29 protein-coding genes and 1 tRNA gene are annotated in these 22,134 nt (G+C 63.1%); 19 read left to right on the forward strand and 11 right to left on the reverse strand.

Translation table 11 applies throughout. The features are described 5' to 3' along the window. The 9 genes from V5735_RS03885 (at position 1) to rpsB (ending at position 4,610) form a co-directional block, all read left to right on the forward strand. A complete protein-coding gene (locus V5735_RS03885) occupies positions 1–747 on the forward strand; it encodes a DNA-directed RNA polymerase subunit D (protein WP_423745170.1) in 747 nt (248 codons plus the stop codon). Between the two features lie 189 nt (positions 748–936). Beyond that, positions 937–1,021 (forward strand) — tRNA-Leu (locus V5735_RS03890). Between the two features lie 30 nt (positions 1,022–1,051). After that, positions 1,052–1,405, forward strand: a complete 354-nt coding sequence (locus V5735_RS03895; protein WP_007978880.1) for a 50S ribosomal protein L18e — start codon at positions 1,052–1,054, stop codon at positions 1,403–1,405. After that, a complete protein-coding gene (locus V5735_RS03900; RefSeq protein ID WP_423745171.1) occupies positions 1,402–1,839 on the forward strand; it encodes a 50S ribosomal protein L13 in 438 nt (145 codons plus the stop codon). The genes V5735_RS03895 and V5735_RS03900 overlap by 4 nt, the downstream gene beginning before the upstream one ends. Continuing rightward, positions 1,833–2,228, forward strand: a complete 396-nt coding sequence (locus V5735_RS03905; RefSeq protein ID WP_007978877.1) for a 30S ribosomal protein S9 — start codon at positions 1,833–1,835, stop codon at positions 2,226–2,228. The genes V5735_RS03900 and V5735_RS03905 overlap by 7 nt, the downstream gene beginning before the upstream one ends. Positions 2,229–2,240: 12 nt before the next feature. Then, the gene (locus tag V5735_RS03910; RefSeq protein ID WP_018128667.1) at positions 2,241–2,441 is read left to right on the forward strand and encodes a DNA-directed RNA polymerase subunit N; all 201 of its coding nucleotides are present in this window, start codon (positions 2,241–2,243) and stop codon (positions 2,439–2,441) included. Continuing rightward, positions 2,441–2,623 carry a DNA-directed RNA polymerase subunit K gene (locus V5735_RS03915; protein ID WP_069453100.1) on the forward strand — a complete coding sequence of 61 codons (183 nt, stop codon included), beginning with the start codon at positions 2,441–2,443 and terminating at the stop codon, positions 2,621–2,623. The genes V5735_RS03910 and V5735_RS03915 overlap by 1 nt, the downstream gene beginning before the upstream one ends. Continuing rightward, positions 2,620–3,831 carry a phosphopyruvate hydratase gene (eno, locus tag V5735_RS03920; protein WP_423745172.1) on the forward strand — a complete coding sequence of 404 codons (1,212 nt, stop codon included), beginning with the start codon at positions 2,620–2,622 and terminating at the stop codon, positions 3,829–3,831. Before V5735_RS03915 ends, eno begins: the two co-directional genes overlap by 4 nt. Continuing rightward, a complete protein-coding gene (gene rpsB, locus V5735_RS03925; protein WP_069453098.1) occupies positions 3,828–4,610 on the forward strand; it encodes a 30S ribosomal protein S2 in 783 nt (260 codons plus the stop codon). The genes eno and rpsB overlap by 4 nt, the downstream gene beginning before the upstream one ends. 135 nt (positions 4,611–4,745) lie before the next feature. Here the strand turns inward: rpsB and V5735_RS03930 are convergent, their stop codons facing one another. Next, positions 4,746–6,065: a methyl-accepting chemotaxis protein gene (locus tag V5735_RS03930; RefSeq protein ID WP_423745173.1), complete on the reverse strand. Its 1,320-nt coding sequence runs from the start codon at positions 6,063–6,065 to the stop codon at positions 4,746–4,748. A 180-nt stretch (positions 6,066–6,245) separates the two neighbouring features. Here V5735_RS03930 and mvk point away from each other — a divergent pair, with 180 nt between their 5' ends. After that, positions 6,246–7,229, forward strand: a complete 984-nt coding sequence (gene mvk / locus V5735_RS03935) for a mevalonate kinase (protein ID WP_423745174.1) — start codon at positions 6,246–6,248, stop codon at positions 7,227–7,229. Then, complete coding sequence (locus V5735_RS03940; RefSeq protein ID WP_423745175.1) at positions 7,226–7,966, forward strand: isopentenyl phosphate kinase; 741 nt, start codon at positions 7,226–7,228, stop codon at positions 7,964–7,966. Before mvk ends, V5735_RS03940 begins: the two co-directional genes overlap by 4 nt. Before the next feature lie 50 nt (positions 7,967–8,016). Here the strand turns inward: V5735_RS03940 and V5735_RS03945 are convergent, their stop codons facing one another. The 8 genes from V5735_RS03945 to V5735_RS03980 form a co-directional block, all read right to left on the reverse strand. Continuing rightward, complete coding sequence (locus V5735_RS03945) at positions 8,017–8,271, reverse strand: DUF7314 family protein (RefSeq protein ID WP_423745176.1); 255 nt, start codon at positions 8,269–8,271, stop codon at positions 8,017–8,019. Next, positions 8,264–8,635 carry a DUF7315 family membrane protein gene (locus V5735_RS03950; RefSeq protein WP_007978860.1) on the reverse strand — a complete coding sequence of 124 codons (372 nt, stop codon included), beginning with the start codon at positions 8,633–8,635 and terminating at the stop codon, positions 8,264–8,266. The genes V5735_RS03945 and V5735_RS03950 overlap by 8 nt, the downstream gene beginning before the upstream one ends. A gap of 26 nt (positions 8,636–8,661) precedes the next feature. After that, positions 8,662–9,426: a cytochrome bc complex cytochrome b subunit gene (locus V5735_RS03955; RefSeq protein ID WP_423745177.1), complete on the reverse strand. Its 765-nt coding sequence runs from the start codon at positions 9,424–9,426 to the stop codon at positions 8,662–8,664. A 4-nt stretch (positions 9,427–9,430) separates the two neighbouring features. Further along, on the reverse strand, positions 9,431–10,225 hold the full coding sequence (locus tag V5735_RS03960; protein ID WP_423745178.1) for a cytochrome b: 795 nt from the start codon (positions 10,223–10,225) through the stop codon (positions 9,431–9,433). A gap of 1 nt (position 10,226) precedes the next feature. Beyond that, positions 10,227–11,069 (reverse strand): ubiquinol-cytochrome c reductase iron-sulfur subunit, encoded by an 843-nt coding sequence (locus V5735_RS03965; protein ID WP_423745179.1) that lies wholly within the window; start codon positions 11,067–11,069, stop codon positions 10,227–10,229. A 3-nt stretch (positions 11,070–11,072) separates the two neighbouring features. Then, on the reverse strand, positions 11,073–11,459 hold the full coding sequence (locus V5735_RS03970; protein WP_423745180.1) for a DUF7318 family protein: 387 nt from the start codon (positions 11,457–11,459) through the stop codon (positions 11,073–11,075). Next, positions 11,460–12,143, reverse strand: a complete 684-nt coding sequence (locus V5735_RS03975) for a plastocyanin/azurin family copper-binding protein (RefSeq protein WP_423745181.1) — start codon at positions 12,141–12,143, stop codon at positions 11,460–11,462. A gap of 88 nt (positions 12,144–12,231) precedes the next feature. Next, complete coding sequence (locus tag V5735_RS03980) at positions 12,232–13,020, reverse strand: DUF7319 domain-containing protein (RefSeq protein ID WP_423745182.1); 789 nt, start codon at positions 13,018–13,020, stop codon at positions 12,232–12,234. A gap of 90 nt (positions 13,021–13,110) precedes the next feature. Between V5735_RS03980 and V5735_RS03985 the strand changes: the two genes are divergently transcribed. After that, a complete protein-coding gene (locus V5735_RS03985) occupies positions 13,111–13,599 on the forward strand; it encodes a DUF7321 family protein (RefSeq protein WP_423745183.1) in 489 nt (162 codons plus the stop codon). Positions 13,600–13,610: 11 nt separating this feature from the next. Here the strand turns inward: V5735_RS03985 and nth are convergent, their stop codons facing one another. Continuing rightward, on the reverse strand, positions 13,611–14,297 hold the full coding sequence (nth, locus tag V5735_RS03990; RefSeq protein ID WP_423745184.1) for an endonuclease III: 687 nt from the start codon (positions 14,295–14,297) through the stop codon (positions 13,611–13,613). Between the two features lie 108 nt (positions 14,298–14,405). Here nth and V5735_RS03995 point away from each other — a divergent pair, with 108 nt between their 5' ends. The 3 genes from V5735_RS03995 (at position 14,406) to V5735_RS04005 (ending at position 16,827) form a co-directional block, all read left to right on the forward strand. Beyond that, positions 14,406–14,603 carry a hypothetical protein gene (locus tag V5735_RS03995; RefSeq protein ID WP_423745185.1) on the forward strand — a complete coding sequence of 66 codons (198 nt, stop codon included), beginning with the start codon at positions 14,406–14,408 and terminating at the stop codon, positions 14,601–14,603. Positions 14,604–14,681: 78 nt separating this feature from the next. Next, complete coding sequence (gene mvaD, locus V5735_RS04000; protein WP_423745186.1) at positions 14,682–15,656, forward strand: phosphomevalonate decarboxylase MvaD; 975 nt, start codon at positions 14,682–14,684, stop codon at positions 15,654–15,656. 61 nt (positions 15,657–15,717) lie between these two features. Next, positions 15,718–16,827, forward strand: coding sequence for an NAD(P)/FAD-dependent oxidoreductase (locus V5735_RS04005; RefSeq protein WP_423745187.1), 1,110 nt, complete (start codon positions 15,718–15,720; stop codon positions 16,825–16,827). A 17-nt stretch (positions 16,828–16,844) separates the two neighbouring features. Here V5735_RS04005 and V5735_RS04010 read toward each other — a convergent pair whose 3' ends face one another. Next, positions 16,845–17,201, reverse strand: a complete 357-nt coding sequence (locus V5735_RS04010) for a hypothetical protein (RefSeq protein WP_073096529.1) — start codon at positions 17,199–17,201, stop codon at positions 16,845–16,847. Positions 17,202–17,331: 130 nt separating this feature from the next. On the opposite strand from V5735_RS04010, the gene V5735_RS04015 reads away from it, so the two are divergent. The 4 genes from V5735_RS04015 to V5735_RS04030 all read left to right on the forward strand — a co-directional run bounded on the left by V5735_RS04015 (position 17,332) and on the right by V5735_RS04030 (position 22,134). After that, positions 17,332–17,553 (forward strand): hypothetical protein, encoded by a 222-nt coding sequence (locus tag V5735_RS04015; RefSeq protein ID WP_254663508.1) that lies wholly within the window; start codon positions 17,332–17,334, stop codon positions 17,551–17,553. A gap of 176 nt (positions 17,554–17,729) precedes the next feature. Next, positions 17,730–18,185: a thiol-disulfide oxidoreductase DCC family protein gene (locus V5735_RS04020; RefSeq protein ID WP_423745188.1), complete on the forward strand. Its 456-nt coding sequence runs from the start codon at positions 17,730–17,732 to the stop codon at positions 18,183–18,185. A 284-nt stretch (positions 18,186–18,469) separates the two neighbouring features. After that, a complete protein-coding gene (locus V5735_RS04025) occupies positions 18,470–20,398 on the forward strand; it encodes an asparagine synthase-related protein (protein WP_423745189.1) in 1,929 nt (642 codons plus the stop codon). Then, positions 20,395–22,134, forward strand: coding sequence for an alkaline phosphatase family protein (locus V5735_RS04030; RefSeq protein ID WP_423745190.1), 1,740 nt, complete (start codon positions 20,395–20,397; stop codon positions 22,132–22,134). Before V5735_RS04025 ends, V5735_RS04030 begins: the two co-directional genes overlap by 4 nt.

Raw genomic sequence — 22,134 nt, forward strand, 5'->3', positions numbered from 1 at the left:
ATGACCGAAGACTTCGACGTAGAGTTCATCGACCGCGGCGAACGGAAGGCGCGTTTCCTCGTTCGCAACGTCACCCCGGCGTTCGCAAACGGGATTCGCCGAGCGATGATCGCGGACGTTCCGACGCTGTCCATCGACACGCTCCGTGTCATCGAGAACTCCTCGGTGATGTTCGACGAGCAGATCGGACTGCGACTCGGACTCGTTCCGCTGACGACGCCGCCCGGAGAGTTCGAGGAGGGCGACACGGTAACGCTCAGCCTCGACGTTTCGGGACCGGGAACCGCGTTCTCGGGCGACCTCATCAGCTCGGACGAGATGGTGCAGCCCGCCGACGATAACATCCCGATAATCGACCTCAAAGAGGGGCAGCGTCTCGAACTCGAAGCCGACGCGGTGCTCGGCTCGGGAAAGGACCACGCCAAACACCAGGGTGGCGTCGCGGTCGGCTATCGTCACCTACAGCGCGTCGAAGTCGTCGGCGACCGGAACGAGTTCGGGGAAGAAGAACCCCGAATCCTTCGCGGAACCATCGAAGACGATGGTGAACTCGTTCCGACGGAGACGTTCGACCACGACCTCTCCCAGCGGTTCCCCGGAAAGGAGGTCGAGGTTCACGACGTTCCGAACGCCTTCGTGTTCGACGTCGAAAGTGACGGCTCGTTCACCGTCGAAGAGCTGGTGACGCAGGCCGTCGATTCGCTCACCGAACGTGCGGACGAACTCGAACAGGCAATTCAACTATAACGATGATCGGCCCTTACAACCTCCCTGACGAGTCCGGCGGTTCCGCGAGTCTCGACTCTCGGAATCGCCGGACTCGCGGGCGATGGTCGCTCGCGGAATCCGAGGTATGTGCCTCGGCAATCGAAAGTGGTTTTAAGGGCCACGGACAACACTGTGTTGCCCGCGAGGGTGCGCACGTGTTCTCAGCGTGCAGGGATAGCCAAGTCTGGCCAACGGCGCAGCGTTCAGGGCGCTGTCTCGTAGGAGTCCGCAGGTTCAAATCCTGCTCCCTGCACTTCAGTTCTCAGTACTTGGAGGAAGTAGCATGAGCAAAACTAACCCGAGGCTCAGTAGTCTCATCGCCGAACTCAAGTCGGTGTCCCGTGATTCGGACGCCGACGTGTGGACCGACGTTGCAGCACGCCTCGAGAAACCACGGAGTACGCACGCAGAGGTCAACCTCGGCCGCATCGAGCGGTACGCGGAGGAAGACGAGACCGTCATCGTACCCGGCAAGGTTCTCGGTAGCGGCGTCCTGCAGAAGAACGTCACCGTTGCTGCAGTCGATTTCTCTTCGACTGCGGAGACGAAGATCCAGCAGGCAAACGGCGAACCGATCCAACTCGAACAGGCAATCGAACAAAATCCCAGTGGTTCCAACGTGCGGGTGATTCGATGAGCATCGCGGAATTTGACGCGGATGTCGTAGTCGACGCGCGCGACTGTATCCTCGGTCGTGTCGCGAGCAACGTCGCACAGCGTGCGATGGACGGCGAAACGATCGCCGTCGTCAACGCCGAGCAAGCTATCATCACGGGCGACAAACAGGACGTACTGGACAAATTCGAGACGCGCTTCAACCTCAGCTCCGACCAGGGGCCGTACTACCCGAAGCGCCCGGACATGCTCGCAAAGCGCTCGATTCGGGGAATGCTCCCGTACAAGAAGCCGCGAGGGCGCGAAGCCTTCGAAAATGTGCGTGTCTACGTCGGCAACCCGTACGACGAGGACGGCGAAATCCTCGACGGCACGTCGTTGGACCGACTCTCGAACATCCGCTTCGTCCAACTGGGCGAAGTCAGCGACTACCTAGGTGCTAACGTCACATGGTAACGAACACGAGCGGAAAGAAGAAGACGGCCATCGCTCGCGCCACGGTCACGGACGGCGAGGGTCGCGTACGGATCAACTCGAAGCCAGTCGAACTGGTGGAGCCGGAGATGGCTCGCCTCAAAATGCTCGAACCGTTCCGCATCGCGGGCGACGAGCGTGAGGAAGTCGACGTTGAAGTGAGCGTTTCGGGTGGCGGAATCACCGGACAGGCAGACGCCGTCCGAACCGCCATCGCGCGCGGTCTCGTCCAGTACATGAACGATGCCGAACTCCGCGACGCGTTCATGGAGTTCGACCGTTCCCTGCTGGTCAACGACGTCCGCCAGTCCGAACCGAAGAAGTGGGGCGGCCCCGGTGCCCGTGCCCGCTACCAGAAGTCCTACCGCTAAGGTGATTACCCCATGATGATTCCAGTCCGGTGTTTCACGTGTGGCAACGTAGTCAGCGAACACTGGCAGGAGTACAAGGCGCGCGCCGAGACGCAGATGGGAAACGAAGACCCCGGTAAGGTCCTCGACGACCTCGGTGTCGAACGCCACTGCTGCCGACGGATGCTCGTCGCTCACAAAGACCTCGTGGACATCGTCGCACCCTACCAGTAATGGCTCAACAACAATACTCCCGATACGAAAAAGCACGAATCCTCGGTGCGCGAGCGCTGCAGGTGTCGTATGGCGCTCCCGTCCTCGTCGAGACGCAAGAGTCCCAGCCGATACTCATCGCGGCCGAGGAGTACGATGCTGGCGTGCTGCCGTTCTCCGTCCGGCGTGAGGAGGCAGAATGACGCGCATCGAGAGCGTTCGGCTCCGTCAGATACTCGACTCGCGTGGCAACACCACGGTCGAAGCCGACATCCTGACCGAGAGCGGTGGATTCGGTCGTGCCGCCGCACCGAGCGGTGCGAGCACGGGCGAGTACGAGGCCATCGAACTCGACACGAGCGAGGCAATCGCGTCCGCTCGTGAGCACGCTGTTCCGCGTCTCGAAGGAGCCGTCTACGTCGGCGACCAGCGCGACGTGGACCGAACCCTCCGTGCTGCGGACGGAACGGACAATTTCTCCGAGATCGGCGCGAACAGCGCCGTCGCTATCAGCATGGCCGCCGCGAAGGCCGCGGCGGACGTGCTCGGTGCACCGCTCTACCAACACCTCGGCGGTGCGTTCCGCGGCGACAACTACCCGATACCGCTCGGTAACGTCATCGGGGGTGGCGAACACGCCGCCGACGCCACGGCGATTCAGGAGTTCCTCTCCGCGCCGGTCGGCGCACCGAGCGTCCAAGACGCGGTGTTCGCCAACGCGGCCGTTCACTCGGAAGTCGCGGACATCCTCGACAAGCGGGGAGTCCCCTCGGCGAAGGGTGACGAAGGCGCGTGGGCGCCGTCCATCGACGACGACGACGCGTTCGAAGTGATGGACGAAGCCGTCTCGACCGTCTCCGACGAGTTCGGATTCGAGATTCGATTCGGTCTCGACGTGGCCGCAGCCGAGATGTACGATGCCGACGCCGACGAGTACCAGTACCGCGACCGGACGCGCTCGACCGACGAGCAGATCGAGTACATCGCGGACCTCGTGGACGAGTACGACCTCGCGTACGTCGAGGACCCGCTGGACGAGAACGACTACGAAGGGTTCGCGAAACTCACCGACAAGGTGGGCGAAAAGACGCTTGTCTGCGGTGACGACCTGTTCGTCACGAACGTCGAGCGGTTGTCCGAGGGCATCGAGAAGGGTGCCGGAAACAGCATCCTCATCAAGCCGAACCAGATCGGCACGCTTTCGGACGCGTTCGATGCCGTCGAACTCGCGGTCGAGAACGGGTACGACCCGGTCATCTCGCACCGAAGCGGTGAAACCGAGGACACGACGATTGCACACCTCGCCGTAGCGACTGACGCACCGTTCATCAAGACGGGGACGGTCGGCGGCGAGCGAACCGCAAAACTCAACGAACTCATCCGAATCGAGCAGAACGTATCACGATTATGAGCGATAACGAATCCGAACAGGTAGAAGAAGAAACGGACGGTCTCGACGCCGCGGAAGAGGAGATCGACGCGGAGCCGACCGGCGAGTCCGGCGCGGAACCGGCAGTCGACCCTGACGAAGACGTCGCCGCACAGGCGGACGAGACCGAAGAAGAAGAAGATGAACCGCAGTTCGACGAGGACGTCCTCGGAGACGAGGAGGCGGACCTCCTCATCCCCGTCGAGGACTACCTCGGCGCAGGTGTCCACATCGGTACCCAGCAGAAGACCGAGGACATGGAGCGGTTCATCCACCGCGTTCGAACGGACGGCCTGTACGTCCTCGACGTGAGCAAGACGGACCAGCGAATCCGCACGGCGGCGAACTTCCTCGCCGACTACAACCCCGAGCAGATTCTGGTCACGTCCTCGCGCCAGTACGGTCGGTTCCCGGCCGAGAAGTTCGCCGATGCGGTCGGGGCACGTGCCCGAACGGGTCGATTCATCCCGGGTACGCTGACGAACCCGAAATACGACGGCTACATCGAGCCGGACGTCGTGGTCGTCACGGACCCAATCGGAGACGCGCAGGCGGTCAAGGAGGCCATCACGGTCGGCATCCCCGTCATCGCCATGTGTGACTCCAACAACAGCACGAGCAACGTCGACCTCGTCGTCCCGACGAACAACAAAGGTCGCAAGGCGCTGTCGGTCGTCTACTGGCTGCTCGCCAACGAGACGCTCGACCGCCGCGGTGCGGAACCCACCTACTCGCTCGACGACTTCGAGAGCGAGATTTAATCGCCGAGTTTTCGATTCGATTTGCGCTGTTTTCCGATTCGTTTCGTCGACTAGCGGTCGCGTTCGCTCTCGATTCGGCTTCGTACCTATCGGGGACGAACGCCGAAAATAGGAGGCGGTAGTTCGACGGGGCGCTCAGTCCAGCGACTGTTCGATTTCGGCTTCGAGGGCGTGAATCCGCTGTTCCAAGTCGGCGACCATCTCCGTCTGCTGTTCGTTGGCGGCGGCGATGCTTTCGACCGAATCCGACACCTCTTCGCTCCGGCGAACGCTGTTGTCGATGATGGTCGCTATCTCCTCCGCGCTCGCGGCCTGTTCGTCGGTCGCGTCCGCGATTTCCGTGATTCCCACGTCGGTTTCCTGAATCGCGGTGACGATGGATTGCTGGTTCTCGACGACGGTTTCTATCTCCTCGGTCGCCGCGACGATACCGTCGTTGGTGGCCTCGACGCTCTCGACCGTATCGAGCGCGGTTTCTCGGATATCGTTGACGATGGCTTCGATCTGTTCGACGCGTTCTTTCGACTGCTCGGCGAGGTCTTTGATCTCGTTTGCGACGACGGCGAAGCCGTCGCCCTCCGCTCCGGCGCGCGCCGCTTCGATGTTCGCGTTCAACGCGAGCAGGTTGGTCTGCTTTGCGATGTTGTCGATGACTTCGACGATTTCGTCTATCTCGTCGATACGGTCTTCGAGTTCGTTCGCGTCGGTGACGACTTCCTGTGCGCTCTCGGAGACGTCATCGACCGTGTCGAGGGTTTCGACCGCGGCGTCGGCGGACGTTTCCGCGAGGGTTTTGGTTTCGGTGCTCTGGCTGCTGACCTCCTCCGCGCTCGAAGCGATCTCCTCGATGGTCGCGCTGAAGGTGGCGACCTCCGATTGAACGTCGCCGAGGTTTTGGGATTGGTCGCGCGCCAACTCGCGGATGGATTGGGAGTCGTCTGCGACGTCCCCGGCGGACTCTCGGAGTTCGGCGACGGCCCCCTCCACCTCGTCGGTCATCTGTTCTTGGAGGCTCCGAACGGATTCTCGCTGCTCGATGAGTTCGGTGACACGGGTGATGACCTCGACGGCGCCGACGCACTCGCCGTCCGGCGTGGTTATCGGGACGCCGAGTGCGCGCCCGTGAATCGTCTCCCCGCTCGCTGAGGTCGCGGCGCGGATGTCCGATTCGCGGATGACCTCGCCCGTTCGAACGACGGCTTCCGCGAGCGTTTCGGTTTCCCCGTCGGTTCCGAACAGTTCGTAGGCGGGCATGCCGATCGCCTCATCCGCGGCATATCCCATGAGGTTTTCCGCCTCTGTGTTCCAGTGCGTTACCATCCCGTGTTCGTCGATGACGAACGCCGGTTCCGGGTACAGCACGATCAGATTTTCGAACGCGTGCCGCCAGAACGACCCAGCGTCGAGGTCGCCGCCGGGATATATCTCGTCTCCCACAGGTTTCTCAGTTGCCATTGTTCGATTATGTATTAAGGGCGAAACAACCGATGGGCATATATTTTTGGACTGGCGCCGAGTTGAAATGTCAACGTGGTCGAGTATCGGTTAGTCCGTCGTCGGTGGTTCACGGGGGATTCGACGTCGGACGGACCGCAGTCCGAAAGCCCTGTTATGTCCCGGTGCGGAGCCACGAGCATGACCGTTTCCAGCGCCCCGGGGAAGGTGTATCTCTTTGGGGAACACGCCGTCGTGTACGGCGAACCCGCCGTCCCGTGCGCCATCGAGCGCCGGGCGAGCGTGACCGTCGAAGCGCGGGACGACGACCGACTCCGCGTGCACGCCAAGGACTTGAGTATCGACGGATTCACCGTCGAGTACAGCAGCGAGACGAACGCCACGCCCGACGTGAACGTCTCGGAATCGCTCGTCAGGGCCGGTGTCGGCTACATCGACGCCGCGATAGAACAGGCGCGGGATGCGACCGACACGCCGGACGCGGGATTCGACATCGCCGTAGAGAGCAACATCCCGCTCGGTGCGGGTCTCGGTTCCTCCGCCGCCGTGACCGTCGCCGCAATCGACGCCGCGACCCGCGAACTCGGCGTGACGCTCTCATCGGACGAAATCGCGGACCGTGCGTACAAGGCGGAACTCGCGGTGCAGGACGGCGAAGCGTCGCGCGCGGACACCTACTGCTGTGCCACCGGCGGCGCGGTTCGCGTCGAGGGCGACGACTGTCGGTCCATCGAGGCACCCGACCTCCCCATCGTCGTCGGCTTCGACGGCGGCGCGGGCGACACCGGAAAACTCGTGGCCGGGGTCCGCGCGCTTCGTGACGAGTACGATTTCGCCGCCGAAACCGTCGAGAACATCGGCGATATCGTTCGACAAGGGGAACAGGTGCTCGCCGACGGCGACCTCGACGAACTCGGCAAACTGATGAACTTCAATCACGGTCTGCTGGAGGCGCTCGGCGTCTCCTCGCGCTCGCTCGACAACATGGTCTGGGCGGCCCGCGACGCGGGTGCGCTGGGGGCGAAACTCACGGGTGCGGGCGGCGGCGGCTGTATTGTCGCCCTCGACCCGACGGACGAGACGAAGACGGCGCTCCGATTCACGCCCGGCTGTGAGGACGCCTTCCGCGCGGAACTCGACACCGAAGGGGTGCGTGTCGAATGAGCCTCACCGTCCTCAAACTCGGCGGGAGCGTCATCACGGACAAGGACCGTCCCGACACGCTGGACGGTGAGATGTTGGACTCCGTTACGGATGCGGTGGGCGATGCGCAAATCGACGACCTCGTGCTCGTTCACGGCGCCGGTAGTTTCGGCCACCATCACGCGAGCGAGCACGGCGTTTCGAAAACGGTGGGAAGCAGTGACGTCGCGGCGGTTATCGACATCCACGGCGCGATGGAGACGCTCGACCAGTTCGTGCTCTCCCGTCTCCACGAACGCGACGTCCCCGCCGTCCCCGTCCATCCGTTCTCCGTCGCGTCCCGCGATTCGAACGCCGAACTCTCGCTTCCGGTCCAGCAGATTTCGACGATGCTCGGTGAGGGGTTCGTCCCCGTCCTCTACGGCGATGTCGTCGTCCACGAGGGCAAGGGCGTCACCATCGTCAGCGGCGACGAACTCGTCACGTCCGTTGCACGGCAACTCGATGCGGACCGCGTCGGCTTCTGTTCGACCGTTCCCGGCGTCCTCGACGAAGACGACGCCGTAATCCCCGAAATAACGTCCTACGAATCGGTCGCGGACGTGCTCGGTGAAAGCGAATCGACCGACGTGACCGGCGGAATGGCTGGCAAGGTCGCCGCACTGCTCGAACTCGGTGCGCCCGCGTCTATCTTCGGCCCGAACGACGTAACGGCGTTTCTCGACGGGGAGAATCCGGGGACGAAAATCGACGGCTGATCGAGTACAGTCAGCGGATAATCGGAGAAAGAACGGAGAAAAGACTCGTTTTACGCGCGGGACTGGCGAATCTGTCGCACGGCCGGGATGACGAGCCAGAAGAACACCATCCCGAAGATGGCGAGCCAGAAGGTCGCCTCGCGAAGGATGAGAGCCAGATTCCCGTACATGCCCAGTCCGCTGGGAACCTCACCGATGAGTTGTGTATCCTCGAACCCGGGGGTGGTGTACCAACCCGAGAGAACCATCCATGCAAGCCCTGCGGTGGCCGCGATACCGAGTCCCTTTGCGAATTCGTCAGCCATTGTTAGACGGTTCGTCGGAGTCATCTTTAGACTTTCCCATTCCCTCGGTACGGAACCGCGTCGAAAAGGCGTAGACGACCGCACCGGCGGCGATGAGGAACAAGCCGAAGATGGCGAGCGGGAAGTCCACCTGCGGAAGCGGTGCGGTCGCTCGGTCTGTCGCCGAATCGAGGAGGATGAAGCCGAAAACGACCGCGAACACGGCGAACATCGTCGAGAAAACGGTGACCGCCTTGTACACCCGGAGCGGGACGACGACATCGCGCGAACGGATTCCGCCAGCGGTGTCCGCCGTGTCGCCTTCGGACTCGTCGTCGAATACCGAGTCACTCCGCTCTTCGTCGTCGTCCCGAGATGAAGACATGGAAATGGGAATGGAAATTGTGGTAGTTACTTCGGCGGGCGGAGTCGGTAGTACCGGCGGTTCAGGCTGAACATGTACCCTTCGCGCATCGACTTCAACACCGTGTAGGTGATGGTCGCCGCGATAACGGGCACGAAGAACGCCAAGTCGAACGTCAGGTGCGCCGCGATGGGTAGCAGGTTCTTGATCGACAGCGCGCTGATGGTGGTGGCGAACGTGACGCCACCGACACCGACCGCGGACCAGAACGGCTGTTCGACCGGTCGTCGTGCGCTCCCCTTGTTGAGGAACGGAACGATGGCGATGAAGCCGACCACGACGACGTTTGCCACGACACCGAACGTTCGGTCGGCCATCAGCTTCTGCCCGCCGAGGATGGCGAGCTCGGGGTTGAGCGGACCGAGCTTCAGCAGCCCGAACGACCAGTAGAGATACCAGTCCGGAAGGATGATGGCCGGAGTCGAACTCGGGTCCGCTGGCGGTCCGAGGTGCGGCGGGAGCGTCGCCGCGAGGAACAAAATCATCCCGATGAAGAAGCTCCCTATCGAGAGGTTTCGAATCATCTCGTGGGGCCACGTCGGGAACGCCAACACGTCACGTTCGACGTAGCTGGACTCCTGTCGGAGGTCCTGGTCCTCGCGCCGCGACCGCTCGAAGTATTCGTACGTCAGCCGGGAGAGCCCCTGCGTGCGCTGTTTCCGTTCGAGCCACGTCGGGGTCTCGTCGTCCGGCGGGACGATGCCGGTACCACTTCCGTCGGTTCGGGGTTGGGATTCGTTTTCGTCGGTCATTGTATCAGTGTGGTTCCGCGATGCCCTGCATCCAGACGATGCCGATGTGGACCGCGACGAGCGTGGTCACGACGAACGGCAACAGGAACACGTGCAGGATGTACATGCGCTGGAGCGTCGCTTGACTCAGGCTGAAGCCGCCGAACAACAGGTGTGCGACCCATTCGCCTATCAGCGGCACGGACAGGCTCATTTCGACGCCGATCTGTCCGGCCCAGAACGCCAGCTGGTCCCACGGGAGCAGGTAGCCGGTGTACCCGAACACCAGCGTCAGGCTGATGAGGATGATGCCGAGAATCCAGTTCACCTCGCGCGGTTCCTTGTACGCTCCCGTGAAGTAGACGCGGAGCATGTGGAGGAACACCGCCGCGACCATCACCTGTGCCGACCAGCGGTGGATCGACCGGAGCATGAACCCGAAGTTCAAGTCGGTCATGATAAACGTGAGTTGGTTGTACGCGGCCGACGGGTCACCGGCGGTCGAGGGCGAGTAGTAGAACCCGAGTAACGCGCCGCTGATAGCGGCAACCGCGTACGCGAGGGTGGAGAAACTTCCCAGCGCGTACAGCGGATACCAGTACCAGAACTTGTTGTCGAGGCCGTACTGCTCGGTGTGGCTTTTCGGCATCTGGAGGTTGACGCGGTAGTACAACGTCTCCAGGATTTCGAGGTAGTCCACGATGCGGAAGCGCTTGTCCATCCACATCAGCGTCGTGAGGAACGTACTCTCGATGGGCGTGAGATCCTTCTCACGGAGCCACTCCCCGTGGTCGTATTCGTCTTTTGGTTCGAGACTCATCTTAGCTGTCCCCCTCCGGGCGTGGCAGCGCCACGAAGGATTTCTTTACGAGGCTGAAGGGGTCGTACACCGACTGGTGGCACGGACAGTAAATCTCGTCCTCGGCGTCGAACTTCACCGACCCGGCGATTCCCTTGAACTTGGGAACGCAACAGAAGTGGGTACACTTGTCGAGCCATGCGACGAACCCCTTGTCCGTGCTGGCGTTGACCCACTCGTTGTTCTGCTTCTCGATGAGCGAACTCCGAAGGACCTGAACCGTCAGGGTCTGCGTGTTGTCCACGTCCTGTGAGCGCCACGTGACGGTCGCGGGCTTTCCGAGACCGGACTTGCCGATGCCGTTGCCCCACGTCTTGTAGTCGTCAAAGTCGTCGACGTGAACTTTCCCGCCCGCCTCGACATCCGCCTGCCATTCGTACTGTGCGCCCTTCTTGTATCGGAAGTAGTTGTCTTGGTCCGCTTCGGGGTCGACGCCCTTGTACGTCTGGACACCACAGTACTGGAACCATTCGGGGGAGTAGGTCATGCCGCCGATCTTCTTCTCGGCGACGACGACTTCCTGTCCGTTCTTTTGGACCTTCTTCGCCTCGGGGAACTGCCCCTTGATGTACCCGTCACCGTCGATTTCGATGGGTATCTGCGGCATTCCACGCGGGGCGGGTCCCGCGGTGTTCTCGACCGCCATGTACTGCGTGGTCCCACCGCCCTCGCCGGACGGGGAGGTAGCAGTCTTCAACGCGGCACCGGCGCCGACACCGACGCCAGTGAGCGTTGCACTGCCGACCACGCCTTTGACGAAACGGCGGCGACCTGTGCTCTCGGGATATTTGTCGTCTCCTGCCATTGTTTATCGTTTGTAGTAGGGGTACACTGCTCGTTTGAACTGTTCCCACGCGTTACCGAACGATTCGGCTCCTTCCTCTTGTCCCTCGCGCACGTAGAGGTCTTCCCATTTGCGACGACGCTTTTTCACGATCATCACGTCGGGGAGGAACTCCTTGCGGTACAACATGAGGATGAACGCGAGGTCGATGAAGATGATCGCGAGGATGCCGCCGAGGAACATGTTGCCGGCCTCCCTGAGGCCCCAGCCGTTGAGGAGGCCGTACGTGAACAGACCGACGAACACGACTTCGACTATCGTCAACAGGACGATGGTGATTGCGGCGGTCGTGCTTTCTCGTGCCGGTTCGTATCGGTGAATATCGCCGTAAGTGCTTCCTGACGAGGACATCTATCTGTTCCCTCCACTGGTGTTTGCGGATTCGCCGTACTTCAGGAAGAAGAACGTGTAGAGGAGCGACATCATCACCATCAGAATCGTCGCGATTCCGACGTAATGTGCCTGGAACGGAACACCCATCTCCTCCGGGTCCGCTTCCGCTGCCCCGCCGCCACCGCCCGGGCTACCGACGGTGATGGTGCCGGTCATCCCCGCGCTCTTGTGCGGCGCACAGTAGTACGCGTACTCACCGGGCGTACTGAACGTGTGCGAGTAGGTGTGACCCGTGTCGAACAACTCACTCGCACTACCCGAGCCTTTCCAGCCAGCGCCGTCGGGCTGGCTTTCGGGGACGACGTTGTGGCCGTCCGACTCCCAGACGAACTTGACCGTCGTCCCGGGCGTGACGGTCAACTTGTCCGGGTCGAACACCAAGTCGCCGCCCGGACCGACGATTACCTGCTTCGTCGGTCCGCCGCCACCACCGCCGCCCTGTGATTGGTTCCCGCTCGATTGATTCCCGCTGGACTGGTTCCCGCCTCCCGACGTCGTCGTTTGGCCTCCACTCGTCCCGTTACCACCGGACTGGTTTCCGCCTCCTGACGTCGTCGTTTGTTGCGCACCAGCGGGTGCCGCAGTCGCGGCTGTTCCGCCAGCAACACCGCTGGCCGCCAGTAGAAAGTCCCGCCTCTTCATACATGTGTTGGTCAGGATGGGACTTGCTTAAACCCACCGATGCCGATGGATTGCCGTCATCGGCAGGTTCGGAACCCCTCCGTCCGGTTCAGTCGTCCTGGTCCTTTTCGTCGACGGGGAGAAAGTCGGGTCGCATCCCCGATTCGACGCCCGCCGAGCGGAGTCTGTTTCGATACTCCTCGGACCGAAATCTGTCGGACAAACGGGCGTTCGCCACGATGAGAAGGACGAACAGTCCGAAAACGAAGAAGGCACCGCCGACGAGGGCGAGTAGGGGTGCGCCGTCTCGAATCGAGTCGGCGACGCCGACGACGCCGAGGACGATGAGAAGCCACGCGATTATCATCCCGATACCGCCGAGCACGTGAATCGCGCCGATGGTCTGCATCAGCTTGTTGCCGAGTTCGCCGCTGCCCTCGGTCACCTCGTCCGGTTGCGGTAGTTGCCCCCCCTCGGGCATTTCCGGGACCTCGTACTCGTCCATCGACGCCAACGCGACCGTGGGCTTCACGTCGCGCAAAACGGTTCCCCGTCCCTCGACGCTGCCGTCGGGGTAGACGATGGCGTATCCCTCGTCGGAGTACGCGGCCAACTGTGGCTCGCCGTCGCGCGTGATGCGCTCGACGACGGCGAACACCTCCCTGATAGCGATGCGGTGTTTCAGGTCGGCCTCCACGCGGTCGAGCAACTCCGTGCCGGTTATCCACGAGTCGGGGTCGAAGGCGACCTCCCACTCTTCGAGTGACATCTCCGCCATGTCCTCGGGACCGAAGTTCTCGAAATCGTACTTATCGTCGACCTCGCGGCGGAGTTCCTCGCGGGATTTCTCTGGCGCGTCGTCGTCCACGCCCTCCGTCCCGCTGTCGGAGTCAGCCATTACCCGAACCTTACACTTCGATGGCTAAAACGTCTTCTGACCTGCCCGGCGTTTCGGACGGTTTAACGCATCCCGGTCTAACTATCCAGTATGGTATCCGACGCGGCGATTGCGACCGTGGTCGCCCTAGTCGTGACAGCGAGTTTTCCGTTTTATCTCTACGGCGCGTGGATCATCCTCGAATCGGACCCCGTGACGTGGGCGGTACTGACCCGTCACCTGAAGTTCATCGTCGTCGGATTGCTGTTGACCACGGTACCCTTCCTCACGTGGATGCTCCCCCGGTTCATCGACCACTTCGGCGGCGGACTCGCCGCGGTGCACGCCTTTCTCGGGTTGCAAGCCTACGCGATGTTGATACTGGCGCTCACCGGCATCGTCAGAATCTTTCAGGTCAAACGCACCCACGATTTGTACGGCACGCCGAACCCCGAGATGGACATCAGCGAACTCCACGAAAACATGGACTCGTGGCGGTGGCGTCTGCGCGCCGGTGTCGCTGGCTACATCGTTTTCTGGCTGCTCGCGTGGACGCTCGGCGTCGCACGCTTTTTCATCCTGCACACGGACTATCTCTGATTCGAAGTCCCTCAGTCCCACGCCTCGCCGCTGGCGAGGTCGATGTCGTTGTCGAGTTTCGAGGACGGGCAGATGTCTTCGAGGATGCAGTCCCCGCAGTCGGGGTTCCGCGCGGTGCAGGTCGCCCGCCCGTGACTGATGAACAGGTGGGTCAGCCACTGCCAGTCCTCCTCGGGGACGAACGTCATCAGGTCGGATTCGATTTTCTGGGGCGTCTTCTCCTCTGTCAGTCCCAACCGACGCGAGAGACGCTGGACGTGGGTGTCAACGACGATTCCCTCGACCACGTCGTGACCGTGTTGGAGCACCACGTTCGCGGTCTTTCGCCCGACGCCCGTGAGGTCGGTCAGTTCGCTCATCGTGTCGGGAACCTCCCCGTCGTGGTCCTCAACGATGGTCGCACAGGCGCTGTTTATCCACTTCGCCTTGTTGTTGTAGTACGTGATGGAGTTCAGGTCCTCCGCCAACTCGTCCACGTCGGCGTTCGCGTAGTCCTCCGGCGACTGGTACTTTCCGAACAGATGTTCCGTCTCCTTGTTCACGCGCTCGTCGGTACACTGGGCCGAGAGCATGACCGCGATGAGGAGTTCGAGGCGATTCGAGAAGTTCAGCGAGATAGTCGCGTCGGGATACTCGTCGTACAGTCTGTCCACGATTTCGTCCAATTGTTCCTCTCGCGTGTCGAGTGGGACGCCCATGTCGGTGTTCTCGGAGGGAGCGGGTTTGAGTGGTTCGATGTTTCGGGAGCGCGGAGAAATAGTCGACGCGGAGAAAGTATCTTACTCCCGGTGTTCGTAGGCGCGAACATGCCCCTCGATGGTTACTCGGCGTCGTGGACGGACCCGGACTACGTCTCGACGGTCGTCGGCATTCTCGCCGCCGCCGCGCTCTACTTCTACAGCGCGTGGGCGAACTGGGGACCGACGACGGTCGAAATAACGCTCGTCTTGCTCGCGGTCCTGCTCCCGATGACGCTGGCGTACGAGGTTGCTCGTCGTTTCTAAGACGGACGATTCGGAAACCGTCCGTCGTCGGACTCGTATTCCAGAGAGTTTAAACGCCCGTCACGCACCCATCGACGTATGAAAGCGACCGCGAAGGCCCACCCCATTCAGGGTCTGGTCAAGTACCACGGGATGCGCGACGAGGAACAGCGGTACCCGTACCACGACAGCATCAGCGTCTGTACCGCGCCGAGCCACACGAAGACGACGGTGGAGTTCGACGAGTCGTTCGACTCGGACACCTTCGTCGTCGACGGTGAGGAACTGACGGGCCACTCGGCGGACCGCGTACGTACTGTGGTTTCCCGCGTGCGCGAGCTGGCCGAAATCGACACCCGCGTCCGACTGGAGAGCGAGAACAGCTTCCCCTCGAACGTTGGTCTCGGCTCCTCGTCGTCCGGGTTCGCCGCCGCCGCGATGGCCGCGGTGGAGGCCGCCGGTCTCGACCTCTCGCGTCCGGACGTCTCGACCATCGCGCGCCTCGGGTCGTCCTCGGCCGCCCGCGCCGTGACGGGCGGCTTCTCCGACCTTCACATGGGCCTGAACGACCACGACTGCCGCTCGGAGCGGCTCGAATCGCCGCTCGAAGACGACGTTCGAATCGTCGCCGGGCTGGTTCCGGCCTACAAGGAGACCGAGGAAGCCCACCGCGAAGCCGCCGACAGTCACATGTTCGACGCGCGGTTGGCGCACATCCACGACCAACTCGTCGAGATGCGCGACGCGCTCCGCGTCGGCGACTTCGACCGCGTGTTCGAGACGGCGGAACACGACTCCCTCTCGCTCGCCGCGACGACCATGACCGGTCCGGCGGGATGGGTGTACTGGAAGCCCGAAACCCTCGAAATCTTCGACGCGGTTCGGAAACTCCGTACCGAGGAGGATATCCCGGTCTACTACTCCACGGACACGGGTGCCAGCGTGTACGTCAACACGACCGCCGAGCACGCCGAATACGTCGAGGAAGTCGTCGCCGATTGTGGCGTCGAGACCATGAGCTGGAGGGTCGGCGGCCCGGCTGAAATCCTCCCCGAAGACGACGCGCTGTTCTGAGTTCCCGAACCGCTACTTGAGCGGGGAGTACGCCTTTAGCCCTCCCTTCCGTTGTTTTCCCATGGACATCGCAGTGCTCGGCGCTGGCTATGCCGGTCTGTCCCTCGCTCGAAAACTCGAAACGGAACTCTCCGACGACGACACCATCGTCGTGGTCGAGGAGACGGGCGAACACCTCGTTCAGCACGAACTCCACCGCGTCATCCGTCGTCCCTCGCTCGCGGACCAAATCTCGATTCCGTTGACCGACGTCCTCGACTGCGAGGTTCGGGAGACTCGCGTCGAGGCAGTTGACCCGGACGAAAATCGCGTCCGCCTCGAAGACGACGAACTGGAGTACGACTACGCCGCCGTCTGTCTCGGTTCCGAAACCGCCTTCTACGACCTCCCCGGTGTCGAGGAGCACGCGATTCCCCTGAAGCGCCTCGAACACGCCCGCGAGATTCGGGGGAGGTTTCTTTCCGCCGACGGGGGTCGCGTCGTGGTCGGCGGCGCGGGACTCTCGGGAGTGCAGGTTGCAGGTGAACTGACCGCCCTCGCCGACGAGGAGGAGATAAACGTCGAAATCGTCCTGCTCGAACAGTTCGAGACGGTCGCGCCCGCGTTCCCGGCCAACTTTCAGGAGGCCGTACGGGACCAACTCGAACGACGCGACATCGCCATCCGTACCGGAACCGCCGTCTCCCGCGCCGATGACGACGCCATCACGTTCGAAGACGGCGAAACGCTCGCGTACGACCTGTTCGTCTGGACGGGCGGAATTCGCGGCCCCGACGCGATGGGCGGCGACCGCGCCCGCGTCGATAGCACGCTCCGACTCGGCGACGGAACCTTCGTCGTCGGCGACGCCGCGCAAGTCGTCGATGGCGACGGCGAGGCGGTTCCAGCGAGCGCACAGTCCGCCGTGCGGGAGGCCCGCGTCGTTGCGAAAAACATTGCCCGGTTGGTCGAGGGCGACGACGTGTTCGACCCGCGTCTCGACCAGTTTACCTTCGACTCGCCGGGGTGGCTCGTCTCGGTCGGCGACGGCGCGGTGGCGCAAATCGGCCCGACCGTCGTGACCGGACGGGCGGCGAAGGCGCTCAAGGCGACGGTCGGCGCTGGCTACCTCTCGTCGGTCGGAGCCGTCAGAAACGCGGTCGATTTGATCGGAGAAGAGTTGAGCGAGTAGCGCTCTCGCCGGTTGCTTTAGATGCCCGGAATCCCGAGCGCGCTCGACGTCAGGACGTCGAGGAAGACCAGCGCGTAGGAGATGACGACCACCGAGAGCCACGCGATGAGGCCGATACCGATGGCGTTGCCCCAGCCGCCGGGATACCGCCAGTTGATGACCCAAACCCACGCGATGAGGACGACGATCCAACCGAACAACCAGCCGACTAACACCGCGACGATACCGCCGATGACCGAGCCGACGATGGCTGTTATCAACGCGTACCCGTAGTCGTCGGTTCCCGTGACGACCCGCGCACCGATGTAGATACCGAGACCACCGATGAGCAGGCTCACGATGAAGCCGACGACGGAACCCATGAGGGATAACATCGTGAATTCCCCTACGACGAACCTGTTTTTATAAGAACCGCTTACGACTCGTCGGAACTCCGGCGCCGAAATGATTATAATAAACGAATTCAGCATCATCTTTAAGGTACTGGCCCATCCTTGCCTCACCATGGCACGCGAGCCGACGCTTGACACGGTACTGATCGGCGCGGTCGGAGCCGGTGCTGCGGCGCTAATCGGAACGAGGGCACTGGAATACTACCGAGAACGACGACGCCGCTCGACGCCACACGTGGTTTGCACGGACTGTGGCGAGGCGATGCCGATAGACGACGTTCTCGACCCGGCAGTCACCTGCGCTTGTGCGACCAGTAACGTTCGAATGGACTGAGAAGAAACTGCGTGCCACGACGTTCACTTTTCGCGAAAACGAGTCGGGGAGTTAGACGTGGCGTAAACTGCCACGAAATCCCCGCTCTGTTGTGGACGCGATGACGAAAGCGACGGCGACGGTGAGGAACTTCCGACGAATCTATCGGTTCGCGACACTGAGTAGGGGACGAAACGATGACCGACGAACGTGACCCCGACGAAATCGTCGACGACCTCGACGGGCCGGTGTTGCTCTTCGACGGCGTGTGCAACCTCTGTAACGCCGCCGTTCGGTTCACGGTCCGGTTCGACGAGTCGGGGACGTTCCGGTTCGCGCCGCTCCAGTCCGACGTCGGGCGGGCGCTCCTCGGCCGACACGCGCTCTCGACCGACGAGTTCGATTCGGTCGTGCTCGTTGAGGGTGACGACTGTTACACCCGTTCCACCGCCGCACTCCGCGTCTGCCGCCGACTCGACGGTCCGTGGCCGCTCCTGTACCCCCTCGTTTTCCTCCCGGCCGTCCTTCGGGACCCGGTGTACGACCTGATAGCGACGCACCGCTACCGAGTCTTCGGGCGGACGGACGAGTGTCAAATCCCGGACCCCGAACTCCGCGAGCGGTTCGTCGAGCGCGCGCTCGATACGGTATGAACCCCCTATCGCGCGAGTAGGTTCCCTCTTCTCATCGGTTCGTCCCCGCTACTCGACCGGTAGGATGACGTGCGTCGGTCACAGGCCGCGTATAACAATGGTTCGGCGTCGCCAGTTGCATTTCAGTGAGAACGGATGAACGAAAGGCCACATCGAATCGAGTTAGGCTGCGGTTCCGCCGAACGGGTCGCCCATCCACCACCGGCGAACGGTCGGACTACCGACCGCTACGCGGCCGTTATGAGTGAGAGGGGAATTCGACGCGTTTCGGGAGGGAGGGGCACATGGTAGGGTTGTTCGGTGCCTTCGGCGACCGCACGGTCGGCTTAGGCGCGTTTCCGAACATGCGGCGCGGGGACGCGGAGCGAGCGGATTCGTTCGCCGACGATGCGGTCGCCGTGACCACGGGGTTCCATCCGCTGCTGGCCGACGAACAGCCCGTTCGAACCGCCACGAAAGACGCGCTGGTGTGGACCCTCGGCGACGTGTACGGGTTCGAACGAAACGGTTCGTATCAACCGCGTCCGGCCGCCATCGATACGCCGACGTTCTGTGCGAACCTGTACGAATCGTACGGCATCGACTTCGTGGACGGATTGAACGGGGAGTTCGCGGGCGTCGTCTACGACCGCGAACGACGGACCGTCTTCCTGCTGACCGACCGATTGGGTTCGTATCCGCTCTTCCACACGGAGGCGGGCGACGCGCTGTTGTGTTCGACGGACATCCAAACGCTCGCCGGATTTCCGGGCGTCGAAACCGCGTTCGACCGCGACTATCTCGCCGAGTTTCTCGCCTACAAGCGCTCGTTCGGCGTGACGACGCCGCTTTCCGGCATCGAACGGCTTCCACCCGCGACGGTCACGGTCGTCGACCTCGACGACGGTTCGACGGATTCCCGGCGGTACTGGCGACCCGAACACGCGCCGAAGGACGAACCGTTCGAGTACTTCGTCGAGGAGTTCGTCGAGCGATTTCGACGCATCCTCGACGAGTGGGTACGTGACGACCGCGAGTACGGTCTGCTGTTAAGCGGAGGAAGCGATTCGCGGCTGGTCATGGCCGCGATGGACCGTCCCGTCGTCGGGTTCCACATGAACGACTGGCGAAACCGCGAGGCGCGCGTCGCGGAGCGCATCGCCGCGGCCGCCGGTAACGAATTTCGGTTCCTCCACCGCGACGAGGAGTATCGGCGGCGGTCGCTCGCGGAGAATCCCTCCCTCTCGAACTTCGACGGGTGGTACAAACAGGGTTACCCGACGGGGTTCGCCGACGAAATCACGTCGTCGGTGGACGTGCTCATGTCCGGGTTGTACGCCGACACGCTGTTCAAAGGCCACGCGGTCCCGTCGCCGAAGGTGTCGCTCGGGCCGGTGGGGAACGTGACCTTGCCGCTCGAAACGCCGATTCGGACGGTGGACGAGTTCGTCGACCGGCTCGCCACCGACGCCCCGCCGTACCTCGACGCCGACGTGGACCTCGAAGCCGTCCTTCGAAAAAACATCTCCGTCACTTCGGACGGGGAGATAGACCACCACGGCGTTCGATACCGGTCGATTCGGGAACTCGTCCTCTGTAGCGACTACTACCCGCTGTCGAACGACACCGAACTCATCTACACGAACAGCCTCCGGCAGATCCGTCCGTACCGGACGCCGTTTCTCGACAACCGGCTCATCGACCTCCACCTCTCGATGCCGGTCGAATATCAGCTCCGGCGCAACATCGTCCACCAGGCCATCGAGCGACTCGACCCGCGTCTCGCCGCGGTTCCGCACTCGGAGTCCGGCGTGCGAGCCGACCGCTCGTTTCCGGTCGAATACGTCGGCAAGCACCTGAACGCATTCCGGTGGAAGCACTTCGAGGACGAGACGCCGCCGGAACCGTGGTGTACGCACGGCCCGTGGCCGAACGACGCGGCGTTCGTCCGACGGGATGGATTCGTCCGGGACGCGCTCGCCGCGAACCGCGAGGTCGTCGAAATCCTCCCGTTCCTCGACTGGGAGGGCGTCCGGCGAAGCTACCGCGACCACTTCGACGGCGCGGACAACACCGTCGAACTCTACACGCTGTTGACCCTGCTCGAGATGCCGGTAACGAAACTGCTGGGCGACGCCGAAACCGACGACTCGGGGGCGACCGGTTCGGAACCGGTCGCCGACCGACCGCTGATCAGGCTTCCGACCGCCGACGAAAGGGGTGAGGACCGGTGAGCGACGACGGCAGTAGTGGCGATGGCGTCGATAGAGACGCCAGTAACAATGGTGGCGGCGACGGAGACATCGGTAACCATGACGGCGGCGACGGCCTTCGAACGCTGGTGCTCGGACTGGACGGGGCCTGTCTGCCGATTCTCGAACCGCTGTTTTCGGCGGGGAAGCTTCCGAATCTCCGCTCGATATTCGACGGCGGCGTCTCGGGTCCGCTCGAATCCCAACTGCCGCCGTGGACGCCGAGCGCGTGGCCGTCGCTGTTCACCGGCGTCAATCCCGGCAAACACGGCGTGTTCAGCTTCCTGGACTACGAGGGCTACGACTGGAGCGTCGTGGACGGGTCGGACGTCCGTGCCGTCCCCGTCTGGGAGCACCTCTCCCAGCACGGATTCGCGAGCGTCGTCGTCAACGTGCCCGTGACGCACCCGCCGCGCGAGTTCGACGGCGCGCTCGTGCCGGGGTACATGGCCCCCGACTCCCCGGCGTGTCACCCGCCGGACCTGCTCTCCGACATCCGCGAGGAAATCGGGGACTACCGCGTCTACCCCGAGACGACGGGCGTTTCGCCCGGGGAGGCCGCCGACGAGTACCGCGACGTGGTGGAGATGCGCGGTGAGGCGTTCCGCCTCCTCGCGGACCGGTTCGACCCCGACTTCGGGTTCCTGCAGTTCCAGCAGACGGACACCGTGTTCCACGAGTTCCCCGGCGAGCGGGAGACGGTTCGGGCGGTGTACGAGGCGGTGGACGAGCAGGTCGGCGAGGTCCTCGACGCGACGGACCCGGACACCGTTCTCGTCGTCAGCGACCACGGGATGGGCGAGATGACGGGCACGGGTTTCTACGTCAACGAATTCCTCGCAAAACACGGGTACGTGGACGTGTCGCAGGGCGGCGACGGAATGCCCTCGTGGGTTCCGACGCGGGAGTCGCGGCTTCGAAACGGCGACGCGGACGGAGACGACGCGGACGACCCGAACTTCCTTCGGCGCGTGACCGCCCTCGCCGCCAAGTGCGGCCTCACGACCGCCCGGGCGGGAAAACTGTTGTCTGCGGTCGGCCTCCGCGATTTCGCGTCCGAACACGTTCCCGCGGGGGTCGTCCGGGCGAGCGGCAGACAGGTCGATTTCCCGGCCTCGACGGCGTACATGCGGGCCAGAATCGAGTGCGGCGTCCGCATCAATCTGGCGGGCCGCGACCCGAACGGCGTCGTCCCACCGGAGCGATACGAACCGCTCCGGACGGAACTCATCTCCCTCCTCGAAGGCGTCGAGACGCCGGACGGCGAGCCGCTGTTCGAAGAGGTGGTGCGCCGGGAAGCGTACTTCGACGGCCCGGATGCGGACCGGGCGGTCGATATCGTCACGGTTCCGGCCGACTTCGACCACTTCCTCTCCGCGGAGCTTTCGGGGGACGAGTTCGCCGCGCCCGGCCAACCGTGGAACCACAAGCGAAACGGCGTCGTCGCCATGGCGGGCGACGGCATCGACGGCCCGCTCGGGGACGCCCACATCTTCGACGTGACGCCCACCGTCCTCGCGCTGTTCGGCGTGCCGACGAGCACCGAGATGGACGGTGAGGTGTTGTCCTCCGTGGAATCCGTCGGGGAACGTTCGTACCCGACGCGGCGGGAGGGCGGACGCGAGCGGACGGAAGAAGTGCGGGAGGACGGACGCGAACCGACCGCATCCGAGGAATCGATGGAAAACCGACTGACGGCACTCGGCTATTTGGAGTGA

It is taken from the genome of Haladaptatus sp. SPP-AMP-3 (assembly GCF_049568665.1).
Lineage (GTDB): Archaea > Halobacteriota > Halobacteria > Halobacteriales > Haladaptataceae > Haladaptatus > Haladaptatus paucihalophilus.